This window comes from Nocardia sp. 852002-51101_SCH5132738, assembly GCF_001665695.1.
In the GTDB taxonomy this organism is placed as follows: Bacteria; Actinomycetota; Actinomycetes; order Mycobacteriales; family Mycobacteriaceae; genus Nocardia; species Nocardia nova.
The window spans coordinates 19,446-32,783 of the sequence record NZ_LZML01000073.1; the positions used below are offsets into that span (position 1 = coordinate 19,446).

The following is a 13,338-nucleotide window of genomic DNA, read 5'->3' on the forward strand; positions in this document are numbered from 1 at the left end:
GTTCCGGTCTCGGGGTTTCACAGATCGATGCTCTGGCCAGGGGGCAAGACCGTGATTTCGATGCCGGTCAGGCCGGCCAAGAGGGTTCGGGTGGAGGTTTGGCCGAGTTCGCTGAGCATGAGCTCGTGGATCTGGATTACCCGGCGAGGCTTGACCGCGCGCAGGTAGTCGGCCGCCTCGCCCAGTTTGGTCCAGGGCCCGCTCGTGGGCAGTAACAGGGTGTCGAGGGGCGCCTCGGGTACGAAGTAGGCGTCGCCGGGGTGGAACAGCGTCTCGTCGATGAGGTAGCCGAGATTGTCGACGCAGGGGATGTCGGCGTGAATCGTGGCGTGGCGGTCGCCGTGGACACCGACGGTGAAGCCGCCGACGCTCAGGTCGTCCCCGGTGGTGAGGATTTGCACCCGCCCGCCGTGGCTGCCGAGCTTGTCCAGCACCGCGCGCGGTCCGAAGATCCGCAGTTCCGGATCGTCGTCCAGGGCGGCTGCCAGCAGGCTGTCGTCGAAATGGTCGAAGTGCTCGTGGGTGATGAGCACTGCTGCGGCCCCCGTGACGGCGGCCTTCGCGTCGGGGGTGAACGTGCCGGGGTCCAGCACGATTCTGGATCCGTCCTTCTCCAGGGCGACGCAGGCGTGGGCGTATTTCGTCAGTTGCATGGTGGTTCCGTTCCTGCTCGGGCGTTGTCGCACGGTTCAAAGTATACAGTTTTGCTGTATATGTCGAGCGTCGTGTACTTGCTCGTGTTTGCTGTTGCTGCGGCCTTCGGCGCAGTGGGTCAAATACAGCGGGGCTGTATAGTTGATCCGTGGCGGACCGAGATCACTTGGCGGAGCGGCTGCGGGTCTCCATCGGCAGGTTCGTGCGTGCGACTCGCGCGCATGCCGACACTCTGCCGCCACCTCTTGCGGAGACTATGGGCCTGCTCGATCGTGAAGGTGATGCCTCGACGGCGTCCCTTGCCCAGTGGCGTGGGGTACGCCACCAGAGTCAGAGCCGGGCGGTAGCGGATCTGCAGGCCAGGGGGTATGTCGCCCGACGGGACGATCCCCGGGACCGCCGCGGCTTCCTCGTGACCCTCACCGAGCAGGGACGCGCTGCCCTCGACCGAGATCGGGAGGCCAGGCGCGAATGGGTTGCCGAGGCCATCGATGCTCTCCTGAGCGCGGACGAGCGGGCGCAGCTCAGCGCCGTCCCTCAGCTCTTGGACCGACTGTCCGCGTACGAGGGCGACCGTAGGTGAACTATCCGGCGCATCATTTCGAGCTTCGATCCGCCGGACGCTTGCCGCGGCCTGGGGCGGCAATGCGAAAAAGATTGTGCTGTCGGCTGATTCGTACGCTGGTGAGCAGGTGTGGTACGACGTGGAGCCCGCGATGACGGTTTACACCCTGTGAGCGGATCGGCGGTTTCACCGTGACACATCTGATCCGACAAGTCTTGCCGAGGAAGGGAGCCCCAGTGACCGCCGAGCCGTTCGAAGTCGGAATCACCGAAGCCGAGATCGCGGATTTGCGTGAACGATTGCGAAGGACGCGGTGGCCCGAGGCCGAGCCGGTGGACGACTGGTCGCAGGGTTTGCCGCTGTCTTATGCGCAGGAGCTGTGCCGTAGCTGGGCCGAGGACTACGACTTCGGGTTCGCCGAGCGGCTGAACGTGTTCCCGCAGTATCGCGACACGATCGACGGGCTGGGCATCCACTTCCTGCACGTCCGCTCGCCGGAGCCGGATGCGTTCCCGCTGGTGCTCACGCACGGGTGGCCGGGTTCGGTGCTCGAATTCCTGGAGATCCTGGGCCCGCTGACCGACCCGCGCGCGCACGGTGCGGACCGGGCGGACGCGTTCCACGTCGTCGCGCCGTCATTGCCCGGATACGGCTGGAGTGACAAGCCGTCGACGACCGGGTGGGGCGTCGATCGCATCGCGCGGGCCTGGGACACGTTGATGGTCTCGCTGGGTTACGAGCGGTACGGCGCGCAGGGCGGTGATTGGGGTTCGGCGGTGTCCGGCGCGCTGGGCGAGGTGGCGCCCGAGCGGGTCGCCGGCGTGCACCTGAACATGGGGTCCGTGGCGGCGGGCACGTTCGACGATCCGACGCCCGCGGAGCTGGCGAACCTGAAGGCCGCCAAGGAGTTCCGACGCACCGGCCGGGGGTACTCGGCGATCCAGGCGACGCGGCCGCAGACGCTCGGCTACGGCCTCACCGACTCCCCGGCGGGCCAGGCCACGTGGATCGCCGAGAAGTTCTGGGCCTGGACGGACAACAATGGTCATCCCGAGGACGCGTTGTCGCGCCAGCAGATCCTCGATGAGATCTCGGTTTACTGGTTCACCGCGTCGGCCACGTCGTCGGCCCGCCTGTATTGGGAGAGCTTCGCCGCTTTTCGCGACAAAGTCACCGCGCCGTCCGGGTTATCGGTCTACCCGCGCGACATAACCCGCCCGTCGCGGCGGGAGGCCGAGCTGCGGTTCACCGACCTGCGCTGGTTCGAGGAACTGCCGCGAGGTGGCCACTTCGCCGCGCTGGAGCAGCCGAAGTCGCTGGTCGAGCAGGTGCGTGGCTTCTTCCGCCTCTTCCGCTGACGGTCTGACCCAACCGACTGCGGCCGGCCCAGTCCGCCAGCATCTCAGGAGCGCCGCCGCGAGAATCCGGACCCACGCGTGCCCTCTCACGTCGATGACGGTGAAAATGGCGTCGGGAGTGTCGAATTCACGCATTGCGTGCCTCGCGCTGGTGTGCGGCCCTCATCGGGGTGAGCCGGGACATCGACGCCATTCCGCACATGCCCGCGTGTCACCGGTGAACATGTCGGGCGAGGACGCCGAGCAGACGGGGGACGACGACGTACACCGCGGCCGGAACCACGAACGCGGTGAGTACGAGTGCGCGCAGCACGGGATGCCAGCCGGCCGTGAACGGTGCCATCGCGGTCATTCCGAGGGCGACCATAGGGAAGATCGCGAGCCAGGTGACGGCGGCGCGGACGTGCACGGATGGGGCGGGAACGGTGGTGCTCACAGTGACTCCTCAAGACTCCAACTAGATGGTTGTAGATGTGAGTAGACACCTCCGAGAGAAATTCTGCAACTGTTTAGTTGGAGAATTTGCTAGTCTGGCCGCATGGCCTGGGACACCGAACGCACCCGACGATTGCTGCTGGACGCCGCAGTGGCGGAATTCGGTGAGCGCGGGCTGGCAGGTGCGCGCGTGGACCGCATCGCGGCCGCTGCGGGGGTCAACAAGGAGCGGATCTACAAGTATTTCGGCACCAAGGATCAGCTCTTCGCCATCGTGATCGCCCGGGAAATCGGCGAACTCGGTGAGGCGGTTCAGGTCGAAGGGGAGGGAACCGCTGCGGTGATCGGTTATGCCGAGCGGTTCTTCGATCACCTCTGCTACAAGCCCGCATTGGCGCGCCTGCTGTTCTGGGAGAGTCTGGAATTGGGGGCACCGGTGGCCGAATCCGAGCGGCGCGAGAGCATGCTGGGCAAGCTTCGAAGTATCCGCGACGCCGTGCCGGAGCTTCCGGAATCCGCTGCGAGAGAACTACTTCTGACGATTCTGTCGCTGTGTTACAGCTGGCATGCGTTGCCTACCCTGGATCGCCTGGCCACCGCCACGGAGCCCGACGCTGCCCGACGGTCGGCCCGGCGTACGGCGATCGGCGAAACGGTGGCGGCCGAGCTGGCGCTACACGTGTCCGACGACGCCTCGGTTATGCGGCAGTGGTCGGGATAGGCGCCCGCGACCCCTGGTGCGCACTGCGCAACCCGTTTCCGGATCACCGAGCGAGACATTCCGATCAGCGGCGAGCCTGCGCGGCTTACGGGCATTTCAGGATTTGGCATGCCTGGATGAAGTGTTCACGCCGGACGTCTCTTCCGTTGGAACCGCCGTTGATGATGCGTGAGACGGGATCGATGCTCGCGGGGTCCTGGGGGTGCGCGTTGTCGGCGGCGGCGTTGAGGTTGTGGGTGTTCCAGTACCACGCGGCGGTGGCGAACGCGTACTTCGGATCCGCCACAAGCTCGGGGTGATTGACGAAGTCGACACCGAGCGCCTGGCTTGCGCGTTCGTAGTTGTGGCGTCCGGTGAGTTGGAGGCCACCGCGCCCTTTGTACCTGGGGCCGTCGCCCGGTTGGGTGTTGCCGAGATCTGCCCGTCCGTTGTAGTCGCTACCGTCGCTGTATTCGGTCAACGTGGCGAAACCGGCGGTCTCCTGTCCGACCTGGGCGAGGAAAGCGGCGGCACGCTGCGGTGTGTCGATTCCGGCCGACTGCATCGCGCTGTTGATGTCCGGTAGCCAGGTGGTGACATTCGCCTGATCGGCGCCGGGCAGCGCCGCGGGGGCCGCGATGGGCGGAGGGGCCGGGGCCGCGGCGGGCTGAGGGGCCGGGCCGGGTGCCTGAGCTGCTCCGGGCGCGCCGGCTGCGGCGACGGTAGTCGCGAGCGCCTTGATATCGATCGCCTGTGCTGTGGACGACTGGCCACCGCCGGCCGTGGCGATGATGGTCGCTGCCGCGGTGGCGGCCAGCGACACGGCACCGGCGGTGCGGACGATCGAGGTCATGGATCTGCGGCGTGTGGATGTTGCGGACATGCGGTCTGATTCCTGTTCTCGACTGTTCGGGCACACAGCGGGCAGCGAGCAGCCGGGCGGGTCCGAATGAACTCGCCTCTGCACGGAGTGCTGTGGGGATGGCCTGACCCGGAACGACCGAACTGTCGCGATGCTGCGGGCGCTGCGCTGTGCCGCGCCTCGACCGGAGTCGGGCGCGCGTCCTACCGCGATCAGTCCGCCGACCGGTTTCTCACGCCGAAGGCGCGGCTAGAATTTGGCGGCGGTTTCAATTGGGAGGTGCGAATTACGATTCGCAAGGCACATTCGGACCAGGTAGCCGAACGTATATCCATACGATAACGCTCCGGCATCACTCCGACAACGACGAGACGTCGGAAGCGGAGCCGCGCGATGGTTGGTTACCACATTTTCAGGCGTCTGACCGGGGGAACTTTCCTAAACTATGTCGCCGCTCACAGTTTGCGGTTTTGTACTCCAGATCACGTTCACATCACGACGGCCGTTACGTGTTCGAGCGTCACGAGGCTGGACGGGGGCGTATTTCGCCGGCCTGGTCGGCCCTGCGGTCGGCCCTTCGCTCGCGCCTCGGCCATGTCTTCGCGGGTTCGTCAGTGGCCGAGGTTGGCTTCGAATTCGGCGACCATCGCCAGGGTTTGCAGGAAGAGATTGCCGAACGGATCGTTCCCGTCGTTGATCCGGCTGCCGAGCCCGAAACGCACCTCGCGTTCACGCAGTCGAACCACCGCTCGAATCGTCAATCATCAAGTGGCGCAACAAAGCTCAACCCGCATCGATCCGGATAGGCGCGGCGGAACAGCCGTTCGATCGAAGTCGCCGCAGCGGTAGTGATCTACTGGATTCATGGTGGCAGGGGAAACTCCGGCGACGCTCACCGAGGCACTGCTGGCGGGCCCACGGGGTCGTCGTCTTCTCCTCGAGTACGCGCGCCTCGCCGACGAGCGTGTGCGCGTCGAACACACGCAGGACTCCTTCTGCTCCGGAGTGTTCTACGCCGCTCACCAACTCGACGCGGGAAGCGGAGTCGCATGCGTCAGCTACGGACCCGGCGCCGACCAGCCCCTTCCGCGCGTTGCCCCCGAACACGTGGCGCGACTGCTGGCGGACGTGCCGCTGCCCGATGTGACGAAAAAGGATTTGCATACCGCGCTCGCGGCGACCACAGATTCCGCCCGGTACTGGCAGGAGCCCGAAGGCGAAGATGTTCTCGCCATGACGGACCCGATGCTTCCAGAACTGCGACGCGTCGCCGAACACCTCAGTGCGTCGGAGCACGCTCGGTGGTGGACCACCGGCGTTGTTCGCGACGAGCAGTGGTCCCTGAGATGGGGCAAGCGACACGACAGCGTTCCTTCGGTCGGGAAAGTGCTCACCACATGGCTGGACCGGGTCGTTGCAGAGGAGAAACGCGCGGCGCGAGAACGCCCCACCGATCCGACAGCCGCCTACTCCGGCGTGTGGTAGTCGTCGCCGCTCGGTGTTCCGTGCTCCACGCGGACACTCGATGACGGTTCGCCCGCGTCCCTGTGGTTCGTCGAAGACTCCGCGGGTGAGTATCGTGCCTGGGCTCGGCGACAGATCATCCCGGCAGACATCGATACGTTCGAAATCGACGGCGCTGCCGCCTGGGCGCATCTGTGTCAGCGGTTCCCGCTCGAGGTCACGGCGCAGAAACGCCACGACTGGTACCGCACCACGGGCCGCGACGGACGGTGGGTTCTGCCCGACTGGCATGCCGTAGCCGAGGAGTACGGGGGAGTGCACCTCACCGTCGCCGGCTATCTCGCGGCTGCGGGCATCGCTATCGATGTCGACGGTGACGCGGCGTCGGTGATCGCGGGATGGGCACCCGACGAAGCGTTCTGGCTCACCGGTGACGTCCGCGCCGACGGTGACATCGTCGAATGGGCGCGCGACGACATCAACGAGACGTGGTCCGGCATCCGAAGCGGGGCTGGTGGCCGCAGTGCGAATTCCGGCCGCAGTTGCAAGATCACGAAGTCTGCGCCAGACCCGGGATCTTCACCTTGATGGCATCCACGAACAGGATCGGGTAGACGCGGTCCAGGGGGCCGGTTCTCCCCAGTCGGCCATCCCGTCGATCACCTTGTCGGTGATGACCGAGATCGTCTGCTGTGACACCTCGGCGCCATAGCCCTCGGCAAGGTGCGCGCTGATCTCACCGTGGGTCAGGCCCTTGGCCGACAGCGACAGCACCATCTCATCCACCCCGGGCAGCCGCCGCTGGCGTTTGCGGACGATCTGCGGCTCGAACGTGCCGGCGGTGTCCCGAGGAACCTTCACCTCGATCGGCCAGAACTGTCTCCGAGGAGATCGAATACCCCAGTCCACGAGTAGACAGGGTTACCGATCGTGACTGCACCTCATGACTGCCGATTATCGGAGGCGCTGTCCACGATCCGAGAAACGGCGTTGTCCCGGGCGTAATTGGCGGGTGATCTGCTCGACCGACTCGGCGAGGACTTCGGCGAACCGGGAGCGGCTCATGCCGAATTGCACGAACAACTCTTCGTCCGGCGGGCCGCCGAAGGGGGACCACGCCTCGGCGAACTCCACGATCTGCCAGGCATCCGGCCGGGGCCCGCGCTGGGCCTGCGGTCCAGCCGGGATCCGCTCGCGCGGGTGAGGCCGTCGATGGTGCGCGGGGACGCCCCGCCCGGCGGTGATGGCCTGCCGGTTCGGTTGAAAGGTCGTCATCTTCGGTGTCCTGTTCGGTAGCGACGTGCGAATCGCACTCGGCGGGAACGTTTTCGGGTGCGGGCGGAACGCAGGCCGGCCCCGGAGAAGCGGAGGGGCTCCCCGGGGCCGTATGCGGATGCTGTCGAACCGATGGTGGAGTGGATCAGGGCAGGTCGGGGTTCGACAGGTCGGGGGTCACTGGCTTTCGGCCGTGGTCATTCCGAGGTTGCGCATGTCCGGGACGAACGGCTGGTGGGCGAGCAGGCCGCCGTCGACCCGGATCACCTCGCCGTTGATGCCGCGCGAGTCGTCGGAGGCGAGGAACAGGTACGCCTTGGCCAGTTCGGTAGGGCCGTTGAGCGTCGGGTTCATCGTGTGCCGGATGTAGATGTCCTTGATCTCCTGCGGCAGTGCCTGCGCTGGGGGAGTGGTGGTGGTGCCGGGGCAGATCGCGTTGCAGCGCACGCCCTCCTTGCCGTACTGGGTCGCGGTGTACTTGGTCAGCGCGAGCAGGGCGGCCTTCGTGGCGCCGTAACCGGTGAGGCTGTTGTCGCCGGCGAAGGCATGCGTGGAGGCGGTGTTGATGATCGAGCCACCGTGTTCACGCAGGTAGGGCAGGGTGTGCTTGGTTACCAGCATCGCGGCGCGCAGGTTGACGGCCAGGACGTTGTCCCAGGTCTCGATGGACATGGTGGCGACGTCACCGTCGTCCATGGGGAAGATGCCCGCGTTGTTGACCACGATGCCGGGGGCGCCGAAGTACTCGACGGTCCGCTGCACCAGCTGCTCGATCTCGTTCTCGTTGCGCAGATCGAGGCCGTACGCGAGGGCGGTCTTCTCGCCGTGCCGCTCGTTGAGGATGTCCGCGAGGCGCTGCGCGCCTTCGATATTGATGTCGGCCACGACCACGCGCGCGCCTTCGGCCGCCAGTTCCGTGGCGGTGGCGCCGCCGATGTTGAGACCGCCCTGCTCGACGAATGTCGCACCGGTGACGATCGCAATCTTGCCTTCTACGCGACCCATTGTTCTCTCCTGTCGAAATATGTGTTCGGAAGTCGGTTCACAGATCCAGGACCAGGCGCTCGCCCAGGCACCGGGATACACAGATGAGGATGTATTCGTTGCTTTCGCGTTCTTCGGGAGTCAGGACCTCGTCCCGGTGGTCCGGCCTCCCTTCGAGGACCGTCTGTTCACACCGGCCGCACATGCCCTGCTGGCAGGACGAGAGCACCTCGACTCCGGCGGCTTCGAGCGTGTGCAGGATGCTCTTGTCCGGCGGAATGGTGATCGTCCGATCCTGTTTGGCCAGAACGACTTCGAAGGCCGTGTCAGTGGCGGTGCGGGCGTCGGCCTTCGGCACGAAACGCTCGGTGTGCAATGCGCCCGCGGGCCGATCGCGGCAGTGCTCTTCGAGCGCTTCGAGAAGCGCGGTGGGGCCGCAGCTGTAGATCGCGGTGTCCGTGGGGGTTTCGGTGAGAACGCGGGCCAGATCGATCAGGCCGGCGCGGTCTTCGGGCCAGAACTCGACGCGATCGCCATATCGCTCGAGTTCGTCGCGGAAGGCCATGGAGTCGGCGGTGCGGCCGCCGTAGACCAGTCGCCACGTGGCGCCTTGCTCGTGGACGTGCGCGATCATCGGCAGGATCGGGGTGATCCCGATGCCACCCGCGATGAACAGATACCGCTGCGACTCGACCAGGGCGAAGTTGTCGCGGGGCGCGCCGACCCGGATCTTCGTGCCCGCACGCAGCGAGGTGTGGATGTACTCCGAACCGCCCCGGCCCTTGCCGGCTGGCTCGCGCAGCACCGCGATCCGCCACGCATCTGAATCGTGGCGATCGCCGCACAGCGAGTACTGGCGCACCGCGCCCGAGGGAAGGAACACGTCGATGTGAGAACCGGGCTGCCATGCGGGCAGCGCGGCGCCGGTCACCGGTCGCAGGGTCAGCGCTTTGACGCAGGCTGCGACATCCTCGATGCTTTCGACGACGACATCCAGATCATCGGCGGCCTCGCCTGTCGAACCTGCCGAGACTTTCGAAGGTGTCAACGACACGTTCCTTCCATCAGGACACGAGAGCGATAACTGTCAGCGATCCCAGGTGATGGGCAATTCGTCGAGTCCGAAGATCCTGGCGAATTTGACCTTGACCTCGGCCGCGGGCACCGCCAGGCGCAGCGTGGGGATCCGCTCGAGCAGCGTGGTGAACACGATGTCCAGCTCGAGGCGGGCCAGCGGAGCGCCGAGGCAGGTGTGGATGCCGTGGCCGAACGTCATGTGACGGCTGGCGTCGCGGTGGATGTCGAAGCGTTCGGGGTCGTCGAAGACGCCGGCGTCTTTGTTGGCCGCCTCGGTGGACATCATCACCAGCTCGCCCTTGGCGATCTTCTGGCCGTTGATCTCGATGTCCTCGGTGACGGTCCGGGGCAGGTTGCCGATGATGTCGAGGTGGCGCAGCAGTTCCTCGACTGCCTGCGGCATGAGCTGGAGATCGTTGCGCAGCTCGGCAAGCTGGTCGGGGTGCTCCAACAGCGAGAACAGGCCGAGGCCGATCATATTGCCGGTCGTCTCGTGTCCGGCCATCAGCAGGAAGGTCGACATGCCCGCGACGTCGATGACGGTCAGCGCACCGGAGTCGATGTGCTTGGCCAGCAGGCTGATCAGGTCGTCGCCGGGCTCGGCCTGCTTGATGGTCACCAGCTCTGCGAGGTACATCATGACCGCGCCGATCGCCGCCTCGATGTCCTCGGGAGTGCTGTTCGGGGCCAGCACGGCCCGGGTGCGTTCCTGGAAGAAATCGTGCTTGTCGTAGGGGACGCCGAGCAGTTCGCAGATCACCAGGGAGGGCAGCGGCAGGGCCAGCGCGTCCACCAGGTCTACCGGACCCTCGGAGGCCAGCATGGTGTCGATCAGCTCGTCGGTGATGCGCTGGATGGTCGGGCGCATGGCGGCCATCCGGCGCGGGGTGAACTCCTTGGCCAGGATGCGGCGCAGATCGTCGTGCTGCGGCGGGTCCATGGCGACGAAGAAGCCGGGCACGGCCTGGTCGCCGGCGTCGCCGCGGGAGGAGTCGTCGATGCCGCGAACGCTCGTGCGCGGATCGGCGAGCACGGAGCGGACGTTGTTGTAACCGGTGACCAGCCAGCCGGGCGTGCCCTTGAAGTCGACCTTGCGCAGCGCGTCGTCGGAGTAGGACTCGTACTGCTTCGACAGCGAGAACGGGCACTCGCGACGGAACGGGAACGAGGCGAGGTCGTCGGTGCCGACCTCTGCTTCGGCGGGTTGCGTTGTCATTACTGCTCCTTCGTTGGGGCCGGTGTGCCGTGGGCCGTCGGGGCCGGCGCCGCTCGATGACGAACTGAGAGCCTCCCGGTGATCCGGGGGAACCGGGAGAGCTCGCCCATCCGGTGGAATGTGACGGAGGGCACAGAGTGTGTTAGCGCTCATATCGTGACATGTCGCAAACGACTCGTCAATGGGGGTTGGTGATAAATCTTGTTCGCAGCCGCTCGCGCCGTCGGGAAGTGGCGGATGTGTGTCCGCAAAATTGCTGGTAAAAAGCGAAATTCTGGGTGAAGCGAGCGATCTTCGGTAGCCGTTCCTCGCTGTTTCGATCGGCTGCTCCGGGCCCGGCAAACGGCCGTCGTGGCCGATAGAGTTAGTGCCGATTATGAACTTATGGCTTTCTGGTTGTCGCCGTGGACGCGTTGGGCGTAGCGACAGTACGTGGCACGTCGCCTCTGCGATCCGGCCCCGCGCCAAGGCTCAGGTGGTGGGTGGCGCAGCGGAATGCCGACAGCTCGGGCAGCGGTTGCCCGAGGGTCGCTCCGAACGCTCTGAGCCGTCCGAAAGGCACTCGATCGCGCGGCCGTCCGATCACCGCAGCATCGAAACGCCGCAGCGGTGGCCCGCTGCGGCGGCAGCTCAGGACGATTCGGACCGCGCTCGGCGCGGCGTTGTCAGGCGGAGGCGCGTGCGCGCTGGAAATGCGTGAGCAGGTCCGGGTACTTGACCAGGTGTGCGCCGCCGTTGATGTCGAGGGTCTCGCCGGTGAGCCACGCGGCGCGAGCGATGTAGACCGCGGCGTCGGCGATTTCCTCCGGGGTGCCCGGTCTGCCCAGCGGAGTGTTGGCGATGTAATCGTCCTCGAGGCCGGGAACGCTCATCGAGGGGCTGGTCAACGGTGTCATGACGATACCGGGGGCGATGGCGTTGACCCGGATGCCGCGCGGGGCGAGTTCGAGCGCGGAGACCTGGGTCAGCATGGCCAGACCGGCCTTCGCCGAGCAGTAGGCCGCCATCCCGGTTCCCGGCTGCCGGGCATTGAGCGAGGACAGCGAGATGATGACGCCGCCCGCCTCCATGGCGCGGGCCGCATGTTTGACAACGAGGAAAGCGCCGGTCAAGCACACATCGACGACTCGGCGGAACTTCTCGACGGGCAGATCGGTGACCGCGCCCGCCGCGCTGACGCCGGCGCTGTTCACGGCGATGTCGACCCGTCCGTGGGCCGAGCGTGCCGTCTCGAAGAGCTCGCGGACGGAGTCCTCGTCGGTGATCTCCACCCGGGCGGAGTCATGGCCCGCGCCGAGTTCATCGGCGAGTGCGCGGGCCTGGTCGGCATTGCGGTCGGCGACGGTGACCGTCGTTCCGTCCGCGGCCACTGCGCGGGCGATCGCGGCGCCGATGCCGGAAGCGCCACCTACGACTACGGCATGACGCCGTGCTGTCTCTGACATTGCTGGGGTCCCCTTATCGGAGGGTAAAAGTGGATGTTCATCGAATGAGGCTCTGCGGCAGCACCATCGCGGTCGCCAGGGTGGTGAGCTCCTCGGCGATCCCGGGCCGCTGCCGGAACTGCGGAAGCTGCGAGATGTCGGTGACGACGCCGATCACCGCCTGGGCGAGCGCGCGGGCGTCCGCGGTCGTGAGGGCGGGTGCGAGTTCGCAGATGGCCTGCACCCACTCGGCGACGTACTCGCGCTGGGTCTCGCGCATAGCGGATTGTTCCTCGTCGGACAGGTACAGCAGGTCCGTGGCCAGAATCTGCATGATCCGGCCGTGCACACCCAGCGCCTGTCTGATGTAGGTGCGGATGAGCGCGTCGAGCACCTCGCGCGCGTCGGTCGCGTGCGCCAGGGCATCGGCGGTCATGTAGAGCAGCCCTTCGGCGCCTCGCTCCAGGATGGCGCGCAACACCTGCCCTTTGCCGGTCACGTGCTGGTACAGCGTGGCCACCGACATCTCCGAGGCCTTGGCGATGTCGTCGATGCGCACGTCGTAGAAGCCGCGCTCCTCGAACAACCTGGTGGAGGCCTCGATGATGCGCTCGCGTCGTCCTGCCGGGCGCCGTGGCACGGCGGGAGGCAGTGCGACCGCGTCCGGCGCGATGTCGGGCAACGGGCAGTCGATGATCGTCTCGGCCAGGGCCGCTTGGATTTCCATCAACCGCTCGGGTGACAGATGGCCGCGGATATCGGGCGTGTTCGAGTACATGGTGAGCACGGCGAAGCCGAGCAATTCGGCCTTACGCTCGTCTACGGCCGGATTCAGGGCGGTGATCTTCGAGGCGATGTAGTCGCGGTTGGCGGTGAAGTAGCCGCGGAACAACTCGTATTCGGCCTGGAGCAGGTGCCGACGCTCACGCCGCCACAAGGTCGCCTCGTCGCCGTTGGCCGTCAGATCACTGAGCCCTTCGAGGAACAGGTCGAGTTGCTCGCGGGGAGTCGAACCCGTCCTGTCCGCGGTTTTCTCGAGTTCGGCCACCATGTCGGTCTGGCCTTGCAGCGCGCGCACCAGGATGTTGTATTTGCCCTTGAAGTGCCGGTAGACCGCGGGCCCGGTCAGGCCGACGGCGGCGCCGATCTGGTCGATACTGACGTTCTGGTACCCCAAGTCCTGGAACAGACGCGCGGCGGCCCGTGCGATCTGCTCGGTGCGCTGGCTACCTCGCGTGGGCAGGCTCGCGGATTCACCGTCGGTGTCAGTGTTCGTCGTCGGCGTCGCCGTCGGTCGTGACATGTCAGCTCTTCCCTGTGGGCG

15 protein-coding genes and 1 pseudogene are annotated in these 13,338 nt (G+C 66.3%); 5 read left to right on the plus strand and 11 right to left on the minus strand.

Annotated elements, in window-relative coordinates:
- Nucleotides 1-17: 17 nt before the first annotated feature.
- Nucleotides 18-653, minus strand: coding sequence for an MBL fold metallo-hydrolase (locus A5789_RS11100; protein ID WP_064903289.1), 636 nt, complete (start codon nt 651-653; stop codon nt 18-20).
- Nucleotides 654-910: 257 nt separating this feature from the next.
- Here A5789_RS11100 and A5789_RS38495 point away from each other — a divergent pair, with 257 nt between their 5' ends.
- Together A5789_RS38495 and A5789_RS11110 are read left to right on the plus strand one after the other, a co-directional pair.
- Complete coding sequence (locus A5789_RS38495) at nt 911-1,237, plus strand: MarR family transcriptional regulator (RefSeq protein WP_227462993.1); 327 nt, start codon at nt 911-913, stop codon at nt 1,235-1,237.
- Between the two features lie 218 nt (nt 1,238-1,455).
- Nucleotides 1,456-2,577 carry an epoxide hydrolase family protein gene (locus tag A5789_RS11110; protein WP_064903291.1) on the plus strand — a complete coding sequence of 374 codons (1,122 nt, stop codon included), beginning with the start codon at nt 1,456-1,458 and terminating at the stop codon, nt 2,575-2,577.
- A gap of 211 nt (nt 2,578-2,788) precedes the next feature.
- Here the strand turns inward: A5789_RS11110 and A5789_RS11115 are convergent, their stop codons facing one another.
- Nucleotides 2,789-3,013 carry a hypothetical protein gene (locus tag A5789_RS11115; protein ID WP_036525741.1) on the minus strand — a complete coding sequence of 75 codons (225 nt, stop codon included), beginning with the start codon at nt 3,011-3,013 and terminating at the stop codon, nt 2,789-2,791.
- 102 nt (nt 3,014-3,115) lie between these two features.
- Here A5789_RS11115 and A5789_RS11120 point away from each other — a divergent pair, with 102 nt between their 5' ends.
- The gene (locus tag A5789_RS11120) at nt 3,116-3,733 is read left to right on the plus strand and encodes a TetR/AcrR family transcriptional regulator (protein ID WP_064903293.1); all 618 of its coding nucleotides are present in this window, start codon (nt 3,116-3,118) and stop codon (nt 3,731-3,733) included.
- Between the two features lie 85 nt (nt 3,734-3,818).
- Here A5789_RS11120 and A5789_RS11125 read toward each other — a convergent pair whose 3' ends face one another.
- Nucleotides 3,819-4,595: a glycoside hydrolase family 19 protein gene (locus A5789_RS11125; protein ID WP_064903295.1), complete on the minus strand. Its 777-nt coding sequence runs from the start codon at nt 4,593-4,595 to the stop codon at nt 3,819-3,821.
- A 590-nt stretch (nt 4,596-5,185) separates the two neighbouring features.
- The gene (locus A5789_RS35455; protein WP_227462991.1) at nt 5,186-5,320 is read right to left on the minus strand and encodes a recombinase family protein; all 135 of its coding nucleotides are present in this window, start codon (nt 5,318-5,320) and stop codon (nt 5,186-5,188) included.
- A gap of 118 nt (nt 5,321-5,438) precedes the next feature.
- On the opposite strand from A5789_RS35455, the gene A5789_RS37750 reads away from it, so the two are divergent.
- Together A5789_RS37750 and A5789_RS37755 are read left to right on the plus strand one after the other, a co-directional pair.
- On the plus strand, nt 5,439-6,059 hold the full coding sequence (locus A5789_RS37750) for a hypothetical protein (RefSeq protein WP_227462990.1): 621 nt from the start codon (nt 5,439-5,441) through the stop codon (nt 6,057-6,059).
- A gap of 294 nt (nt 6,060-6,353) precedes the next feature.
- Nucleotides 6,354-6,626, plus strand: a complete 273-nt coding sequence (locus tag A5789_RS37755) for a hypothetical protein (RefSeq protein ID WP_227462989.1) — start codon at nt 6,354-6,356, stop codon at nt 6,624-6,626.
- On the opposite strand, the pseudogene A5789_RS11135 reads toward A5789_RS37755, so the two are convergent.
- The 7 genes and pseudogenes from A5789_RS11135 to A5789_RS11165 form a co-directional block, all read right to left on the minus strand.
- Nucleotides 6,613-6,908: pseudogene (locus A5789_RS11135) on the minus strand (transposase); the annotation flags it as partial. The gene A5789_RS37755 and the pseudogene A5789_RS11135 overlap by 14 nt on opposite strands.
- 84 nt (nt 6,909-6,992) lie before the next feature.
- A complete protein-coding gene (locus A5789_RS11140) occupies nt 6,993-7,313 on the minus strand; it encodes a hypothetical protein (protein ID WP_064903297.1) in 321 nt (106 codons plus the stop codon).
- A gap of 177 nt (nt 7,314-7,490) precedes the next feature.
- Complete coding sequence (locus A5789_RS11145; RefSeq protein ID WP_064903300.1) at nt 7,491-8,318, minus strand: SDR family NAD(P)-dependent oxidoreductase; 828 nt, start codon at nt 8,316-8,318, stop codon at nt 7,491-7,493.
- A 37-nt stretch (nt 8,319-8,355) separates the two neighbouring features.
- Complete coding sequence (locus tag A5789_RS11150; protein ID WP_064903359.1) at nt 8,356-9,345, minus strand: PDR/VanB family oxidoreductase; 990 nt, start codon at nt 9,343-9,345, stop codon at nt 8,356-8,358.
- A 39-nt stretch (nt 9,346-9,384) separates the two neighbouring features.
- Entirely contained in the window at nt 9,385-10,590 is a 1,206-nt protein-coding gene (locus tag A5789_RS11155) for a cytochrome P450 (protein WP_064923266.1), read from the minus strand.
- A gap of 665 nt (nt 10,591-11,255) precedes the next feature.
- Entirely contained in the window at nt 11,256-12,035 is a 780-nt protein-coding gene (locus A5789_RS11160; protein WP_064903304.1) for an SDR family NAD(P)-dependent oxidoreductase, read from the minus strand.
- 37 nt (nt 12,036-12,072) lie between these two features.
- A complete protein-coding gene (locus A5789_RS11165; protein ID WP_082940619.1) occupies nt 12,073-13,317 on the minus strand; it encodes a TetR/AcrR family transcriptional regulator in 1,245 nt (414 codons plus the stop codon).
- Nucleotides 13,318-13,338: the final 21 nt, after the last annotated feature.

What these genes read in the sequence shown, in the direction of transcription:
- A5789_RS11125 (WP_064903295.1), bottom strand. Translation starts at nt 4,595, where the DNA reads ATGTCCGCAACATCCACACGCCGCAGATCCATGACCTCGATCGTCCGC.
- A5789_RS11120 (WP_064903293.1), top strand. Translation starts at nt 3,116, where the DNA reads ATGGCCTGGGACACCGAACGCACCCGACGATTGCTGCTGGACGCCGCA.
- A5789_RS11160 (WP_064903304.1), bottom strand. Translation starts at nt 12,035, where the DNA reads ATGTCAGAGACAGCACGGCGTCATGCCGTAGTCGTAGGTGGCGCTTCC.
- A5789_RS11145 (WP_064903300.1), bottom strand. Translation starts at nt 8,318, where the DNA reads ATGGGTCGCGTAGAAGGCAAGATTGCGATCGTCACCGGTGCGACATTC.
- A5789_RS11165 (WP_082940619.1), bottom strand. Translation starts at nt 13,317, where the DNA reads ATGTCACGACCGACGGCGACGCCGACGACGAACACTGACACCGACGGT.
- A5789_RS38495 (WP_227462993.1), top strand. Translation starts at nt 911, where the DNA reads ATGGGCCTGCTCGATCGTGAAGGTGATGCCTCGACGGCGTCCCTTGCC.
- A5789_RS11155 (WP_064923266.1), bottom strand. Translation starts at nt 10,590, where the DNA reads ATGACAACGCAACCCGCCGAAGCAGAGGTCGGCACCGACGACCTCGCC.
- A5789_RS37750 (WP_227462990.1), top strand. Translation starts at nt 5,439, where the DNA reads ATGGTGGCAGGGGAAACTCCGGCGACGCTCACCGAGGCACTGCTGGCG.
- A5789_RS11140 (WP_064903297.1), bottom strand. Translation starts at nt 7,313, where the DNA reads ATGACGACCTTTCAACCGAACCGGCAGGCCATCACCGCCGGGCGGGGC.
- A5789_RS11100 (WP_064903289.1), bottom strand. Translation starts at nt 653, where the DNA reads ATGCAACTGACGAAATACGCCCACGCCTGCGTCGCCCTGGAGAAGGAC.